Annotated in this window: 13 protein-coding genes; 11 read left to right on the top strand and 2 right to left on the bottom strand. The window is 67.7% G+C overall.

What is annotated here, in order from left to right:
- Nucleotides 1–84 precede the first annotated feature (84 nt).
- From FF096_RS25025 to FF096_RS24975, 11 genes are all read left to right on the top strand, one after another.
- On the top strand, nucleotides 85–603 hold the full coding sequence (locus FF096_RS25025) for an ImmA/IrrE family metallo-endopeptidase (protein WP_155222021.1): 519 nt from the start codon (nucleotides 85–87) through the stop codon (nucleotides 601–603).
- Nucleotides 604–616: 13 nt separating this feature from the next.
- On the top strand, nucleotides 617–1,840 hold the full coding sequence (locus FF096_RS25020) for an MAB_1171c family putative transporter (protein ID WP_155222020.1): 1,224 nt from the start codon (nucleotides 617–619) through the stop codon (nucleotides 1,838–1,840).
- Between the two features lie 248 nt (nucleotides 1,841–2,088).
- Nucleotides 2,089–3,441, top strand: coding sequence for a cytochrome P450 (locus tag FF096_RS25015; RefSeq protein ID WP_309223896.1), 1,353 nt, complete (start codon nucleotides 2,089–2,091; stop codon nucleotides 3,439–3,441).
- Nucleotides 3,441–4,337 carry a terpene synthase family protein gene (locus tag FF096_RS25010; protein WP_155222018.1) on the top strand — a complete coding sequence of 299 codons (897 nt, stop codon included), beginning with the start codon at nucleotides 3,441–3,443 and terminating at the stop codon, nucleotides 4,335–4,337. The genes FF096_RS25015 and FF096_RS25010 overlap by 1 nt, the downstream gene beginning before the upstream one ends.
- Before the next feature lie 378 nt (nucleotides 4,338–4,715).
- Nucleotides 4,716–7,106, top strand: coding sequence for a nitrate- and nitrite sensing domain-containing protein (locus FF096_RS25005; protein ID WP_155222017.1), 2,391 nt, complete (start codon nucleotides 4,716–4,718; stop codon nucleotides 7,104–7,106).
- Nucleotides 7,107–7,123: 17 nt separating this feature from the next.
- Nucleotides 7,124–7,534 (top strand): roadblock/LC7 domain-containing protein, encoded by a 411-nt coding sequence (locus FF096_RS25000; RefSeq protein WP_309223892.1) that lies wholly within the window; start codon nucleotides 7,124–7,126, stop codon nucleotides 7,532–7,534.
- A gap of 8 nt (nucleotides 7,535–7,542) precedes the next feature.
- A complete protein-coding gene (locus FF096_RS24995) occupies nucleotides 7,543–7,920 on the top strand; it encodes a DUF742 domain-containing protein (protein ID WP_155222016.1) in 378 nt (125 codons plus the stop codon).
- Nucleotides 7,901–8,509 (top strand): ATP/GTP-binding protein, encoded by a 609-nt coding sequence (locus FF096_RS24990; protein WP_155222015.1) that lies wholly within the window; start codon nucleotides 7,901–7,903, stop codon nucleotides 8,507–8,509. The genes FF096_RS24995 and FF096_RS24990 overlap by 20 nt, the downstream gene beginning before the upstream one ends.
- Before the next feature lie 102 nt (nucleotides 8,510–8,611).
- The gene (locus tag FF096_RS24985; protein ID WP_155222014.1) at nucleotides 8,612–9,109 is read left to right on the top strand and encodes a DUF421 domain-containing protein; all 498 of its coding nucleotides are present in this window, start codon (nucleotides 8,612–8,614) and stop codon (nucleotides 9,107–9,109) included.
- A gap of 51 nt (nucleotides 9,110–9,160) precedes the next feature.
- Complete coding sequence (locus FF096_RS24980) at nucleotides 9,161–10,576, top strand: sulfatase (protein WP_155222013.1); 1,416 nt, start codon at nucleotides 9,161–9,163, stop codon at nucleotides 10,574–10,576.
- Between the two features lie 19 nt (nucleotides 10,577–10,595).
- On the top strand, nucleotides 10,596–11,495 hold the full coding sequence (locus FF096_RS24975) for a bile acid:sodium symporter family protein (RefSeq protein WP_155222012.1): 900 nt from the start codon (nucleotides 10,596–10,598) through the stop codon (nucleotides 11,493–11,495).
- 79 nt (nucleotides 11,496–11,574) lie between these two features.
- Here the strand turns inward: FF096_RS24975 and FF096_RS24970 are convergent, their stop codons facing one another.
- Together FF096_RS24970 and FF096_RS24965 are read right to left on the bottom strand one after the other, a co-directional pair.
- Entirely contained in the window at nucleotides 11,575–12,972 is a 1,398-nt protein-coding gene (locus FF096_RS24970) for a PHB depolymerase family esterase (protein ID WP_155222011.1), read from the bottom strand.
- A gap of 289 nt (nucleotides 12,973–13,261) precedes the next feature.
- The gene (locus FF096_RS24965) at nucleotides 13,262–14,611 is read right to left on the bottom strand and encodes a ricin-type beta-trefoil lectin domain protein (RefSeq protein WP_309223891.1); all 1,350 of its coding nucleotides are present in this window, start codon (nucleotides 14,609–14,611) and stop codon (nucleotides 13,262–13,264) included.
- Nucleotides 14,612–14,847 lie beyond the last annotated feature (236 nt).

Below are 14,847 nucleotides of genomic sequence, written 5' to 3'. Positions count from 1 at the left end.
ACGGCCGGACCCTGACCCTTGTGGTCGGAGTGACGCACGAGCGGGAGGCGTCTCGGGCACTGCCCGCAGAAGGGTGATGACGCGATGTGGCACCAGAAGCGCCGCGCTCGAAGGTTGCTGCGTCGGCTTGATATCGCCCTGCCGGTGCCGTTGACCGTTCCGGCGTTGGCATCCGCGATCGAACAGCAACGTGGCCGCCCCATCCGGTTCGTCGCGATGACCGTCGACGAGCCAGCCGGACCGTGCGGACTGTGGGTGGCGACGGCCGAGACGGACTACGTGCTCTACAACCGCGACTCGTCGCCGGTGCTACAGGTCCAGACGACGTTGCACGAGCTGATGCACATCGCGCTGAAGCACACCGGCGCGGCGGTCGTCGACGGTCCGGCGCAACCGGCCGAGCGCGAGGACGCCGATCGGGCGGTGAGCATCCTCGCCCGGTCGGCATCGTCCTTCGATCAGCAGCAGGAGATGGACGCCGAACTGTTGGCCACCTATCTGGGGGCGCGGCTTGACAAGGTGGGCCAGGTCGGGGCCTTCGAGAACCTGCACGAGCACACCGCCGCAGTGATGTACCGCATCGCGGCGACGCTGACCGACTAGACAGGAGCAGCAGGTGCTGGTGGCCATCGGCCATGTCGTCGCCGCGCTCGTGGCCGCGGTGGCTCTCGTCGTCAAGCTGGGTGCGCTGGTCCGCGACCCGAGGGACCAGAAGATCTGGGCGAGTGTGGGCATCTGTCTGGGCTGCGGTCTCGCCGTCACGCTCGGCTGGGCACCGGTCTACAGCTTCATCGACCAGGTCACCGGCGTACCGAATCTGGCGAAGCTCGCCGAGCACGGCTCGGCACTGCTGACGGCGACCGCCATCCAGTTCCTCTTTCTGCACCTCGGCGACCCAGAGCGGGCGCGGCGGCAGATCCGTCGGCGGCTGGCCCTGCTGGTCGTCGTGTTCGCGGTGATGGCCACGATGTTCTGGGCGGCGGACTTCCCGGCCTCCGAGCCGCTGCACTTCGCCGAGCGGTACGGGGACCTACCCGAGGTCGGCGTCTACATGCTGGCCTTCCTGCTGTACCTCGCCGTGTCGGTGGCCGACATCCTGCGCATGTCCCTCGGCTATGCCAGATATGCCGGCACCCGGCTGAAGGTGGTGATGCGCCTGCTCAGCGGCGGAGCCGGGTTCGGCGGTGCCTACGTCGGGCACAAGGCGTTCTTCATCGCTCTCGCGTTGTCCGGCGTACGGGCACCATGGCCGGAACCCGCCGCCTCGCAGACCCTGGTCGCCCTGTCGGTGTCGTTGACCTGTTCGAGCTTCGTGCTGGCCACGGTGTGGAAGGCCGTCGACAGCCTGCGCGCCTGGCCCCGTCGGAGTGAGGCGTACCGCCAGCTGCACGCCCTGTGGTTCCTGCTGTATCAGGCATCCCCGACCATCGCGCTGCATCCGCCTCGTCGACCTGAACGCGCCCGTGGTGCGACGTGGGGTCTGGGACAGCGGCTCTACCGACGATGCGTCGAGATCGGTGACGGATTGCAGGCCATCGGCAAACTCGATCCGAGCGTGCAGGCGGCGGCCCGGCGCCGCGCGATCGAGGCGGGCTGGGAGAAGGAACGAGCGACGGCGGCCGGCGAGGCGGCGGCCATCCTCGCCGCGGTACATCGCCAGCGGCAGGGGCAACTCGTCAGCCACGAGCAGGATCCCTCGCTGGAACAACGGCCACCGATGATCGAGCGCATGGACGTGGACGCCGATGCGCGACGGCTCGGGATGATCTCGGCGGCGCTGCGTGAACCCTTCGTGGGACAGGTGGTAGCCGAAGCCGTCGACGTCACGCCCAAGGGTTGACCGACTCACGTGGTGCCAGGCACCGATGCGTCCAAACGGGAGGATCCGTCCCGGACTGACACAGGTGTGGCTGTCGCCGCAAGGTTGAGTGACGAAGGTGGTCACCCATTGCGAGATCGCCTTCACGAATTGCACACTGAGCCCTGACTAAGCCCTGGAAGTTGTGCTCTCGGCAACTTTCAGGGCGAGGCTTTGGGAGGAGGCCAACGGTGACGCCGAAGGTAGGGACAGTCAGCAAACCCGTGACGGTGCCGGCTTGGCAAGCCCTGCCGAGCTTCCTCCGAAACGCACACCAGTCCCTGGTGGACGCCGGTAACGCCGCCGGCGGCGCGGTGGTGCGCCTGGGGCTCGGAGTCTCCCGCCCCTACCTGGTGACCGATCCGGAGCATGTGCACCAGGTGCTCCAGGAGCGGGCCGCGAACTACCCCCGGGGCGATGACACCGCACTGTGGCGATCTGTCCGCAAACTGGTCGGCGACGGGATCCTCGCCGAGGGCGACACCTGGTTGGCGTCCCGCCGGACGCTCGCCCCGCTGTTCCGGCGGGGCCGCCTTGACGCACTGGTGGACCCGATGGCGCAAGCCATCGACGAGGCGACCAGCCGGCTGGAGGAGGCGGCGGCAGCGGGCAGCGTCGTCGACATCGGCAGCGAGCTGGCACGCCTTGTCTGCGCCGCCATCATGCGGGTGTTCTTCGACTCGCGGGTCTCGGTCGACGAAGCGTTGCGCATCATGGAGGCACAGGAGGCCATCGTCACCGCCATGGCGTCACGCCTGTTGGCCCCGTTCGCGCCGTGGTGGGTCCCGATGCCGGGCGACCGTCGCTTCCATCGCTCCGTGCAGGCCATCGACGACATCCTGCTCCCAGTGCTGCGCGCCGCGGTACGTGAGCCCGGCGACGGTGACGACGTGCTGTCGACCCTGGCACGCGCCCAGCGCGACGGTCAACCGTTGTCCGAACGCCAGATGCGCGACGACCTGGTGTCGATGGTGGCCGTCACCACGGAGACCAGCTATGTCGTGCTGACCTGGCTCTGGCCGGTCCTCGCCAACCACCCCGACGTCGCGGACCGGCTGTACGCAGAAGTCGACGAGGTGGTCGGGGCGGGGCCGGTACGCGCAGAGCAGCTGCCCCAGCTCACCTACACGCAGATGGTGCTCAACGAACTACTGCGGCTGTACCCCGCAGGCTGGATCGTCCCCCGGCGGGCGGTGGCCGCCGACGTGCTGGGGGGCGTACGGATACGACCGGGCGCGACGGTGATCATCTCTCCGTACGCCACTCAGCGGATGACGGCTTACTGGGGTGAGGCCGCCGAATCCTTCGACCCGGAGCGCTTCGCCCCGGGCCGGGCCGAGGCGGAGAAGGACCGTCGCCGCGCCTACTTCCCGTTCGGCCTCGGCATGCATCGATGCCTCGGGGAGCACCTGTTCAACGTGGAGGCCCTCTTGATCGTGGCGACCCTGGTCAGCAAGTTCCGGGTCACCCTCACCGACCGCACAGTGCCCACGCCACGGGTCGCCGCGTCGTTGCGTCCAGGGCGGCGAGTCGAACTGACCCTGTCCCGTCGCGAGCACTCTGTCGCCGGTAGGAGCCTCTGATGTCCACGGAACCCCTGGCCGCCACGTTCGAGCGCACCGCCGAACAGGGACGCATCTGTTCCGTGGCCACGCGCGGTCATCGCGACCTGCAGGAGCGGGTCGCCAGTTATCCGGCCCTGTTTCCGGACCCGCCCGTCGACGGGGCGATGCTGAGCGCGCTGGCGATGTCCACCGCGTTCATCGCTCCATGGTGCACCGCCGCCGAGCTACGAACGGCGAACCGTACATCGCTGTGGGTGACCGCTGAGGACTGGCGGATCGACTCGGAGATCATTTCGCTGGAGGAGGCCACGGCTACCGTCGCCGCCTGTCTCGCCGTGGCGGAGGGCGGCGCGCCCGCAGCCGATGACCAACTCACGCAGTTCCTGGCCGATATCCGCGACGACCTGACGGCCACGCCCGGGTTCGCCCGCCTGGGGCACCTGTGGCGAGACGAGTTGCGCCGGATGCTCGACGCGGAGCTGCGGGAGTGGCAGTGGAGAGCGAACAGCGCGAGCGGAACCGCTCTGCCGTCCGCCGATGAGTACCTGGCCAACGCCGCCGGATACGGCGCTACCTGGGTCAACATCTCGCACTGGATCGCCACCGACGCGGTGGAGACGGAGGAGCAGCTGGCCGCGCTGGCCACCGCCAGCTACGCGGTGGAGAAGGTGCTGCGGCTGGTCAACGACCTGGCCAGCTACAAGCGGGACGTCAAGGGCGGCGACCTGAACATCCTGATGCTGGGCCTTGACGAGGAGCAGGTGCGCAAGCAGGCGGTGGATCAGGCCGACCAGTGCCAGAAACTGCTCGATCCGTTGACCAGGGTCAGCCCGAGGCAGGTGGCCTACCTTCGGCGCGTACTCGATTTCACGGTCGGCTTCTATCACGGCACCGACTTCTGGGGGGTCCGGTGACATCGGCCCACCCTCGGGCGGCGACCATCGGAGGGGTGCGGCCGGGTACGGGGTCTCGGGCCCGGCAACCGAGTGTGTTCGCGTGACCACCGACGCCGAGCTGGTCTGCCTGTCGGCCGGCGGCTGAGGCGAGTCGATCACCAGCCCGACGCGGCACCGGGAAGCCGTTGACCTCCCCTTCTGAACGAGCTTTAGGTTTGCCGGTCGCATTCCGCGATCGAACTGCCCAAGAACCACTGTCCACTATGGATATAACTCATAGTTACGACCTTGAGTCGATAGTCAGACAACTGCTAGCGTGCGTCGGTCTGCCTACACCGGCGGCTTGGTCGGCATGCCCCTGTCGACAAGTTTCTTCTGCTCGGCATGGACGGTTCAATGCGGTCTCGCAGCGCCAATCTGCGCACAAAGGTCATCGCGCTTCTCGCCTCTCTCGTTGCCCTTTGGGCATTCGCTGCCTGGGTCACCTTACGAGAGGGTGTGAACCTCCTTGGTGTGCAAGCGGTGGACAGTCAGATCGTCTCTCCGAGCGAGCCGCTGTTGTTGGATCTCCAGGTCGAGCGACGTCGCACCGTGGCTTACCTCGGTGATCCCACCGCCGAGCGGAAGGGCGCACTCGATGACGCCCGCGCGGCTGTCGACGAGAACGCCAAAGTCTTCATGTCGAGCGCACGCGGCCGGCTGGCCCGCCTGGCGGCGGATCGTGAGGCCGAACAACGCGTCGACGAGACCATTGCCGAACTCGATCGCCTGAAGAACGTCCGCGAGTCCGTGGACAGTCGGTCGATCGACCGGGCGAGCACCATCACCACCTACAGCTCGCTCGTCGAATCGCTGTTCGCGATCTACGACGTCGTCGGCACGCTCGATGACACCGAGATCCAGCAGGACACTCGGAACCTGATCGAGCTGTACCGTCTCCGCGAGATCATCTCGCAGGAGGACGCGCTGCTCACCGGAGCGCTGGCCACCAGCCGGATCACCGCTGGTGAGCAGTACCGATTCACCGAGCTGGTCATCTCGCAGCGCTTCGTCGCCGGGCGCACCAAGCTCAACGACGCCGATCAGCGAGCCTTCAACCAGGTCGTCAACGGCGATGCGTTCCGGAGTCTGCGGCAGCTCGAGGACCGGATCATCAACGCCAGGACGTCGGCCCGCCCGCCCGTCACCGTCGAGGAATGGGACGAGGTCGCCGACAACGCGTTGACCCATCTACAGGAGATGGTCCTCGACAGCGGTGACAACGTGGTGCAGCGCGCCGCCCCGGTCGCGGTCGGCGTGATCGTACGGTTGGTCCTGGCCGCCGGTCTGGGTCTGCTCGCGGTCATCGCGTCGATCGTCGTCTCGATCACCACCGCGCGAGCGCTCGTCGCCCAACTTCAGCGGCTGCGCGACGCGGCCCATCAGCTCGCCGACGAACGACTTCCGGCAGTGGTCGAGCGCCTCCAGCGCGGTGAGAAGGTGGACGTCGCGGCGGAGGCGCCACCCCTCGACTTCGGCTCCGACGAGATCGGGCAGGTCGGCCAGGCATTCAACGCCGTCCAGGAGACGGCTGTCCGCACGGCGGTCGAGCAGGCGGAACTGCGTCGAAACGTACGCGATGTGTTCTTGAACCTGGCCCGGCGCACCCAGGCCCTCGTCCACCGCCAGGTGACCCTCCTCGACGAGATGGAGCGCCGACAGGAGGATGCCGACGAGCTCGAAGACCTCTTCCGCGTCGACCACCTCGCCACCCGGATGCGGCGTAACGCCGAGAACCTGATCGTTCTCTCCGGCGCGACGCCCGGCCGTGGCTGGCGTCGGAACGTGCCGATGGTCGACGTCGCGCGTGCCGCCGTGCAGGAGGTGGAGGACTACACCCGGGTGAAGGTCATGCCGTTCGGGTCGGTCGCGCTCGTCGGCCGGGCCGCCGGTGACATCATCCACCTCCTCGCCGAACTGATCGAGAACGCCCTGACCTTCTCGCCGAAGAGCACCCCGGTCGAGGTGCGGGGGCAACTCGTCGCCAACGGCTTCGCCATCGAGATCGAGGACCGGGGTCTCGGCATGGCCGAGGACGACCTGGACGCCGCGAACGCCGGTCTCGCCACCGCTGTCGAGTTCAACCTCGCCGACGTCAAGAAGCTGGGGTTGTTCGTCGTCAGTCGGCTGGCCGCCAAACACCACATCGCGGTGCGGCTGAAGCCTTCTCCGTACGGCGGAACGACCGCGGTTGTGCTCATCCCCAAGGATCTGGTCACGACCGCCGATCCGATCGTCGCCACGTCAGCGCCGGCAGCGGACGCTGCCAAGGAGGCAGCTGCCGCCGGTGACGCCCAGCGCGCCTCCACCACACGACAGACGTCTGTCGCCCTCGCCGAGCCCGCACCCGTGCACGGCGAGACGGTGGAGCTGCCGGCGGTGCGTCCACTGCGTGCCGCCGCCGACGCCGCCGCCGTCGTCGAGGGGCCGGACACGAGCGTGCCCAGCGCGCCGCAGCGGCCGGCACCTTCGACCACCCGCGTCGAGCACACCGAGCACGGGCTACCCATGCGGGTTCGCCAGGCCAACATCGCACGACAACTGCGCGACACGTCGCCGGGCCAGACGACGGCACCGGACGACGACGAGGCGGTCCGGTCCCCGGACGACATCCGCAGGATGATGGCCTCTTATCAATCTGGCACCCGCCGTGGGCGCGATGACGCCGCCCGTCTCGTCAACGCCGACGACCAGCAGGAACCCCACGCCGCCGCCGACGAAACGGTTGCGGTCGAAACTGACCGGTGAGAAAGAGGAACGGGCAAGTGCAGCAGAATTCCGCGGGCGATTTGGCCTGGCTGCTCGACGACCTGGTCGGGCGTGTGAAACAGGCCGAGCATGCCATCGTGCTCTCCGCCGACGGCCTGCTCATGGCCTCCTCCGCCCAGCTCAGCCGGGACGACGCGGAGCATCTCGCCGCGATGGCCTCGGGCATCCAGAGCCTCGCGAAGGGCGCCAGTAAGCGGTTCGGTGGTGGGCCCGTTCAACAGACCATCATCGAGATGAAGTCGTCGTTCCTGTTCGTCACCGCGGCCGGCAGCAACGCATGCCTGGCCGTCCTCGCGGCTGAAGACACCGACGTCGGACTTGTCGCATACGAGATGGCGATGGTCGTTGCCCGAGCCGGCAAGTTCCTCGCCTCTCCGACCCGGCCGAGTCAGCACACCAACAACTAGGGGCCGCCATGACGATGCCCGACGAAGAACCGGTCTGGTTAGACGATGCAGCCGGGCCGGTTGTCCGGCCGTACGCCGTTACCGGCGGGCGGGCGAAGCCAGCCAACAGCTTCAACGTGGTCGCCATTGTCCTGGCGACCCGATCGGCCCCGCCCTCCGAAGTGGGCATTGCACCAGAGCAGGCGAAGATCATCCACCTCTGTCAGCGTCCGCTTGCGCTCGCGGAAGTGGCCGCACACCTCAGCCTGCCCCTCGGCACCATCCGCGTGCTGCTTGACGGACTGATCGCTCAGGGATTCGTCCAGGTCAACGAACCTCGCCAAGCCGCCACCCTTCCCGACGACAGCGTATTCGAGGCGCTCATCAATGGACTACGTCAACTCTGAGCGGACGGGTCAGGCGACCCTCCCCACCGCCATCAAAATCCTCATCGCGGGTGGCTTCGGCGTAGGCAAGACCACCCTCGTGGGATCCGTCAGCGAGACCAAACCGCTGCGGACCGAGGAGGTCCTCTCCGAGCAGGGAGTGGGCGTCGACGACATCTCCGGTGTGGAGGCGAAGTCGACGACGACCGTGGCGATGGACTTCGGCCGGATCACCATCAGCGAGCAACTCGTCCTTTACCTGTTCGGCACCCCGGGCCAGGACCGCTTCTGGTTCGTCTGGGACGAACTCACCATCGGTGCCCTGGGTGCCGTGGTCCTGGCGGACACCCGACGGCTGGCCGACTGCTTCCCATCCGTCGACTACTTCGAGCGGGCGAGGCTGCCGTTCATCGTGGCTGTCAACTGCTTCGAGAATGCCCGCCGCTACAGCCTCGACGAGGTGCGACTGGCCCTGGACCTCGACCCGGACGTGCCGGTCATGCTCTGTGACGCGCGGCAGCGGCAGTCGTCCAAGGAGGTCCTCGTCGCGCTCATCGAGCACGTGAAGAGGCAGGGGCGAACCCGACGGCCCGAACCGGTGGGCAACTAGCCGGATCGCTACATCTCCGACTCCACCCGTTTTTGTCCTGAATGTGGGCGTATGCTAGCTATCGCCCGCGTTCATCCGTAGAACGGTGATGGAACTGGTCGGATGATGAGCCTGCTGGAGTCGCTGCTCGGCATCGGTGCGGACGAACTCGGTCCCGGTCACATGGCACTGAGGGCGGTGCTGACCTTCATCGTGTCGGTGGTGATCGTCCGCGTCGGGCACAAGCGGCTGTTCGGTAAGGCCACCGCGTTCGATCTCGTCGTCGCGGTCATGTTCGGCTCGATCATGAGCCGGGCCATCACGAACACGCTGAACCCCTTCTCGGTCTGGCTGGCCGGTTTCGTGCTCATCCTGCTCCACCGGTTGATCGCAACGCTCTCCTGCCACCTCAGGTGGTTCGGGCCGTTGGTCAAGGGCAGTCCGATCCTGCTCGTCGAGGACGGGCAGCTCCGTCCCGGGATGCGAAAGAGCCACATCTCCCGGGCGGATCTGGACGAGGCCCTGCGTGAGTCCGGCAGCGAGGCCGACCTGTCCCGGGTGCGGCTCGCCCATCTCGAACGCGACGGCACGATCAGCGTAGTTCCCCGCCGCGGTGAGTAGCGCTTCCCGGATGCGACGTTTGATGCCTCGGCGAACAGGTATGCGAGGGGCATGGCGACGTCCGAAGGGGCAGCGGTCGCCGGGGGGTCGGGTCGTGGCCGCCCGGCCGAGCCGCCCAACATCCTGTTCATCCTGGCCGATGACCTGGGTTGGGCCGATCTGGGTTGCTACGGCTCTTCGACTATCCGTACGCCCCATCTCGATCGACTCGCCGAGGCGGGCATCCGGTTCCGCCACGGTTACGCCTGCTCGCCGTGGTGTTCGTCGACCCGCATCGGGCTCTACACCGGGCGGTACCCCTCCCGACTGCCGGCGGGTCTGGAGGAACCGCTGACCTCGCACACGGAGGAGAACGGAATCCCGGCCGACCATCCGACCCTGTCGTCGTTGCTGCTGGCCGCCGGTTACCAGACGGCCATGTTCGGCAAGTGGCACTGCGGGTGGCTGCCCTGGTACAGCCCACTGCGGATCGGCTTCCAGACCTTCTACGGCAACTTCGACGGTGCGATCGACTACTTCGAGCACATCAACACCATCGGCGAGGCCGACCTGTACGAGGGTGAGACCTCGGTGGAGGAGGTCGGCTACTACACGTCGCTGATCTCCGACCGTGCGGCCGAGTTCGTCGCCGCCGACCACGACGGCCCGTTCTACGTGCAGCTCAACTACACCGCGCCACACTGGCCCTGGGAGGGGCGCGGTGACCATGAGATCGGCAAGGAGATCCGGCGCAGGTTCAGCCAGCAGCCGGTGCCCACCCCGTTGATCCATTCCGACGGAGGTTCCCTGGCGAAGTACGGCGAGATCGTCGAAGAAATGGACTCCGCCATCGGCAGGGTGCTCGCCGCACTGGCCGACGCCGGCCGGGCGGACAACACCATAGTCGTCTTCACCTCCGACAACGGCGGTGAGCGATGGTCGAAGAACTGGCCGCTCGTGGGTGAGAAGGGTGACCTGGCCGAAGGCGGCATCCGGGTGCCGCTGATCCTGCGGTGGCCGGCGGCCGTGGCCGCCGGCCAGACCACCGACGAACCCGTCGACACCCTCGACCTGACCGCGACACTGATCAACGCCGGTGGAACCGGCCCGGACGACCGCTACCCGCTCGACGGGGTGAGCCTGTTGCCGTGGCTCGTCGACGGCGCAGCCTTCCCCGAGCACGACCTCTTCTGGCGTACCTCCAGCCAGGGGGCGTTGCGCAGCGGGCGTTACAAGTACCTGTACGACCGGCGCGAGCGGTCGGTGCTGGGCAACTGGCCGCGCCGCGACGGCCCCTTCCACCTGATGTACGACCTGGCGGTCGAGAGTCGGGAGCAGGCGGACATCGCCCGTCACCATCCCGAGAAGCTGGCCGAGATGCGCGCGACCTGGGAGCGGATCGACGCCGAGTTGTTGCCCTATCCACCGGATCATCCGGGCTTGCCGCAGCCGTCGAAGACGAGGGCCGCCGCCAGCGAGCCGGACTGACGATGCGGGTGACGTGACGATGCTGTCAGATCTTCTCAGCGCGGTGGCGAACCTCGCGGTTCCGTTCTTCGCCGTGACCTCGATGCTTTCCGTCGGGTTCGCCTACTCGGCCAGGCAGATCCTCGCCCCGCTGCGTGATGTGCGGGCGTTGCTGCGGGCCCTGCTGGCCAACTTCGTGCTGGTTCCTCTGTTCACAGTCGGCATCCTCCGGCTCTGGCCCATCGACCGACCGCTGGAGGCCGGACTGCTCCTGGTCGCACTGTCCGCCGGCGCACCGTTCCTGATCAAGCTGACGGCGGCAGCCAGGGCCGAGGTGGCACTCAGTGCAACCTTGCTGGTGCTGCTACTGCCCGTCACCGTGCTGTACGCGCCGATCGTCGTACCCCGGGTGCTGCCGGAGGCCGAGGTCTCCGTGGTCGCACTCGCCACGCCGCTGGTGCTGGCCATGCTTCTGCCGCTCGCCATCGCCCTTCTGATCAACAGTCGCTGGCCGGAGCGGGCCCGACGGTGGGCGGCACTGACCCGCCGCCTCTCCACCGCCGCGCTGGTGGTGCTCGTCGTCGCCACCACGCTGGCCAACATTCCGACGATCATCGAACTGTTCGTCGAGGGCGCGATCGGGCCACCGCTGCTGATGATCGCCGGAGCCTTCGTGATCGGCTACCTGCTCGGCGGCAAGGACCGCGATGTCCGCGAAGTGCTCGGGCTCGGCACCGCGCAACGCAACATCTCGGCGGCGACGGTGATGGCGACACAGGGCTTCGGCAACAGCGCGCTGGTCATGGTGATCGTGACGTCGCTTGCCGGCTTCGCCCTGCTCTTTCCTGTCGCGGCGGTGCTCCGCAGACGGCCCACGAACGCGAGCAAGCGCAGGGCCGCCGATGCCGGCACAACCAGGAATGCCCGCGGCGCCGGCTGAGAGCGGCCGGCGCCGCACGGACGAGCGGGCCCGTCGGCGACGCCGGGCCCGCTCGGTTCAATCCGCTGGATCGGTCAGCTCATGCCCGGATCCGGAACTGTTGGTTGGTTTGTCCGTGGCAGTCGTAGAGCTGGATCTGGGCTCCGTTGTTGGTGCTCCAGACGTCGAGGCAGCGGTTGGATTGGACGCCGCTGATGGTGCCGTTGGAGTTGAGGTTCCACTGTTGGTTGGTTTGTCCGTGGCAGTTGTAGATCTGGACGGCGGCGCCGTTGCCGGAGCCGGCGGCGTCGAGGCACATGTCGCCGTAGACGCGGAGTTGTTTGGTGGTGCTGTTGTAGGTCCAGGTTTGGTTGGCTTGCCCGTGGCAGTCGTAGAGCTGGACGCGGGTGCCGTTGTTGCGGGAGGAGTTGGGTACGTCGATGCACCGGTTGGACTGGGTGCCGACGATCTGGCCGGTTGATCCGGAGGGCGGCGGCGTGGTCGGGTCGGTGCTCGGTGGCGGCGTGGTCGGGTCGGTGCTCGGCGGCGGCGAGGTGGGCGGCGGAGTCGTCGGCGTGGTCGGCTGGTCCAAGCCGAAGAACTGGATGGCGACCCGCGCCATGCCGCTGGACGGCAGGCTGTGCCCGGCGCCCTGGATGGCGTACGCCTCAACCTGGGTGCCGAAGCGGCGGCGGTTCCAGCTGGGCTGCGGGGTGTCGGTGGACGTCGGGTTCTGGCTCAACCCGTGCACGTTGGTCCACTGCTTGACCGACTCCTCCAGCAGCGAGTAGGGCACGAGGGTGTCGTTGGTGCCGTGCCACAGCTGGATCGGCGGGCGCGGGCCGGTGTAACCGGGGTACGCCCCCCGAACCGCGTCGCCCCACTGCTGGGGGGTCCGGTTCATCGTGCCGTTGGTGCAGGGGCCGCCGGGCGGGTAGGCCGCCGCGTTGGCGAAGCAGTTGAAGGGCACACCCATGAAGGACGCACCGGCCTTGAACAGGTCGGGGTAGACCGCGAGCATGTGCTGGGTCATCATGCCGCCGGAGGAACTGCCGGTGGCGTAGACCCGGTTGATGTCACCGCCGTACTGCGTCCGTGCGTAGTTGACCATCGACTCGATGGAGACCGGGTCGCTGCCACCCCCACGGCGCTTGGACGCCTCCGACCAGGTGTCGAAGCACTTGCCGAACCCGGCCTCCTGCATGGCGCTGGGGTAGATCACGATGAACCCGTACTGATTCGACAGCGAGGCGAACTCGCTGCCCGAGTAGAAGGCCGGCCCGGATCCACCACAGCCGTGCATGGCGACCACGATGGCCGGGTTGGCGGGACGGTTGTCCGGCACGTAGATGTGCATCCTCATGCCGCCCGGGTTGTTGCCGAAGTTGGTCACCTCGACCAGCGACGCGGCGGACGCCGGTGATGACAGGGCGACAAGACCCACGGTGAGGAGCAGGAAGCTGGCCAATCCAGCCAGCGCCGCCCTGGTTCGTTTCATGGCACCTCCATCGATGTTAACTAATGTAAACACTAGACATATCTCTGACGACCGTCAATGAAGCGCCTAATGTTTCGACACCGTGGGTCCGGCAGGCGGGACGCTGGAGCACCGTCCTGCGGTGGTCGGGGCTGCGTGGTCGGCCCGCGACCGGCAGCCCCGCCGGTGTTCGTACGAGGTCTGGACAAGCAGGGGCGGGCCCGGCATGATGCCGAGCCCGCCCGTTTCGATCCGCTCTGTCAGGTGCAGCCCTGCGCGTACCCGACCAGGATGCGTCGGGTCGGTCAGGTCAGGACCGGATGCGGAACTGTTGGTTGGTTTGTCCGTGGCAGTCGTAGAGCTGGATCTGGGCTCCGTTGTTGGTGCTCCAGACGTCGAGGCAGCGGTTGGATTGGACGCCGCTGATGGTGCCGTTGGAGTTGAGGTTCCACTGTTGGTTGGTTTGTCCGTGGCAGTTGTAGATCTGGACGGCGGCGCCGTTGCCGGAGCCGGCGGCGTCGAGGCACATGTCGCCGTAGACGCGGAGTTGTTTGGTGGTGCTGTTGTAGGTCCAGGTTTGGTTGGCTTGCCCGTGGCAGTCGTAGAGCTGGACGCGGGTGCCGTTGTTGCGGGAGGAGTTGGGTACGTCGATGCACCGGTTGGACTGGGTGCCGACGATCTGGCCGGTTGATCCGGAGGGCGGCGGCGTGGTCGGGTCGGTGCTCGGCGGCGGGCTGGTCGGGTCACCGGTCGGCGGCGGAGTCGTCGGCGGCGTGGGCAGCAACGGACAGGTGCTGCGGTAGGTGACGACGCCGCTGTTGTCCATCAGCGGGCAGAGGAACTGGCTGTACCGGGTGTCGTTGTCGACGAACATCTTCAGGAACGGCAGCATGGTCCGGATCAACACCGGGTTCGACCGGCCGACCATGAATCCGTGATCCCCGCCGGCAACCTCCAGGTAGACGCTCTCCGTCGAGGCCGGAAGGCTGTTGTACAGGTCGAGGGCGTAGGACGGGGTGACCACCGTGTCCGCCTGCCCGGAGATGACCATCGTGGGCACCTGGTTGCTGGCCAGGTTCGACGACGGCGAGAACGGCGTGATGCCGACGACGGCCTTCAACGACGAGCGACGCATGGCTGCGCTCAGCGCCCCACCGCCGCCCATGGAGTGACCGGAAACGGCCAACCGGCTCGGGTCGATCCGGTCGCGAACCGGGCTCTGCTGCGTCAGGTAGTCCAACGCGGCGAGCAACTGGGTGCCTCGGGCCGTGTCGAAGTCGTTGGTGCTGTTGGTCTCGATGCCGATCACGACGAAGCCGTGCGACGCCAGCCACGGCCCCATCCAGGCCAACTCGACGGAGAACAGCGCGGTGTAACCCGGCGAGATCGCGATGGCGCCGAAGGTGCCCTGGCTGGTGTCGGTCGGGTAGTAGATCCTGCCGCCGTTGAAGCCGTGCCCCGACGGGACACTGACCGACGTGTTGGCGAAGGGGCCGCGCTCGGTGGCGACGCTGGTCCGGGTCGGGTCCGGGCCCCGCTCGTACGGGTTGTCGGCGGCTGACGCCGAACTGGTCGCCACGGTCATGGTGAACAGACCGACGGCGGCTGCGATCCCGGCCGTGGCGAGCTTGAACAGCCGTCCGCGGACTTTGGCGGGCACCCGGTCAGCGGGGGCCTCCCCCGAGGGCGGGGGGTGATGTGCGTTGACTCGCACTGTCGGTACCTCCTGGTGGTGATGGTGGTGGGTGGTGCGGGATGGGCGGGCTCGGTGTGTACCGAGCCCGCCCGCACCGGCTGTGCCCGAGCCGGATCAGTGCCGTGTCAGCGTTGGAGGGTGAGGATTCCGGGGCGGTAGGGCAGGAGGCCGTAGTCGCCGCCGGAGTTGGGGGAGCGTCC

The organism is Micromonospora sp. CP22, assembly GCF_009712475.1.
Classification (GTDB): domain Bacteria; phylum Actinomycetota; class Actinomycetes; order Mycobacteriales; family Micromonosporaceae; genus Micromonospora.
Note: the sequence above shows the minus strand (reverse complement) of the source record. Positions and strands in the feature narration are given on the sequence as shown.

Coding starts and splice junctions, on each gene's coding strand:
- FF096_RS24975 (WP_155222012.1), top strand. CDS start 10,596: ATGCTGTCAGATCTTCTCAGCGCGGTGGCGAACCTCGCGGTTCCGTTC.
- FF096_RS24995 (WP_155222016.1), top strand. CDS start 7,543: ATGACGATGCCCGACGAAGAACCGGTCTGGTTAGACGATGCAGCCGGG.
- FF096_RS25005 (WP_155222017.1), top strand. CDS start 4,716: ATGCGGTCTCGCAGCGCCAATCTGCGCACAAAGGTCATCGCGCTTCTC.
- FF096_RS25010 (WP_155222018.1), top strand. CDS start 3,441: ATGTCCACGGAACCCCTGGCCGCCACGTTCGAGCGCACCGCCGAACAG.
- FF096_RS24980 (WP_155222013.1), top strand. CDS start 9,161: ATGGCGACGTCCGAAGGGGCAGCGGTCGCCGGGGGGTCGGGTCGTGGC.
- FF096_RS24985 (WP_155222014.1), top strand. CDS start 8,612: ATGATGAGCCTGCTGGAGTCGCTGCTCGGCATCGGTGCGGACGAACTC.
- FF096_RS24970 (WP_155222011.1), bottom strand. CDS start 12,972: ATGAAACGAACCAGGGCGGCGCTGGCTGGATTGGCCAGCTTCCTGCTC.
- FF096_RS25025 (WP_155222021.1), top strand. CDS start 85: ATGTGGCACCAGAAGCGCCGCGCTCGAAGGTTGCTGCGTCGGCTTGAT.
- FF096_RS24990 (WP_155222015.1), top strand. CDS start 7,901: ATGGACTACGTCAACTCTGAGCGGACGGGTCAGGCGACCCTCCCCACC.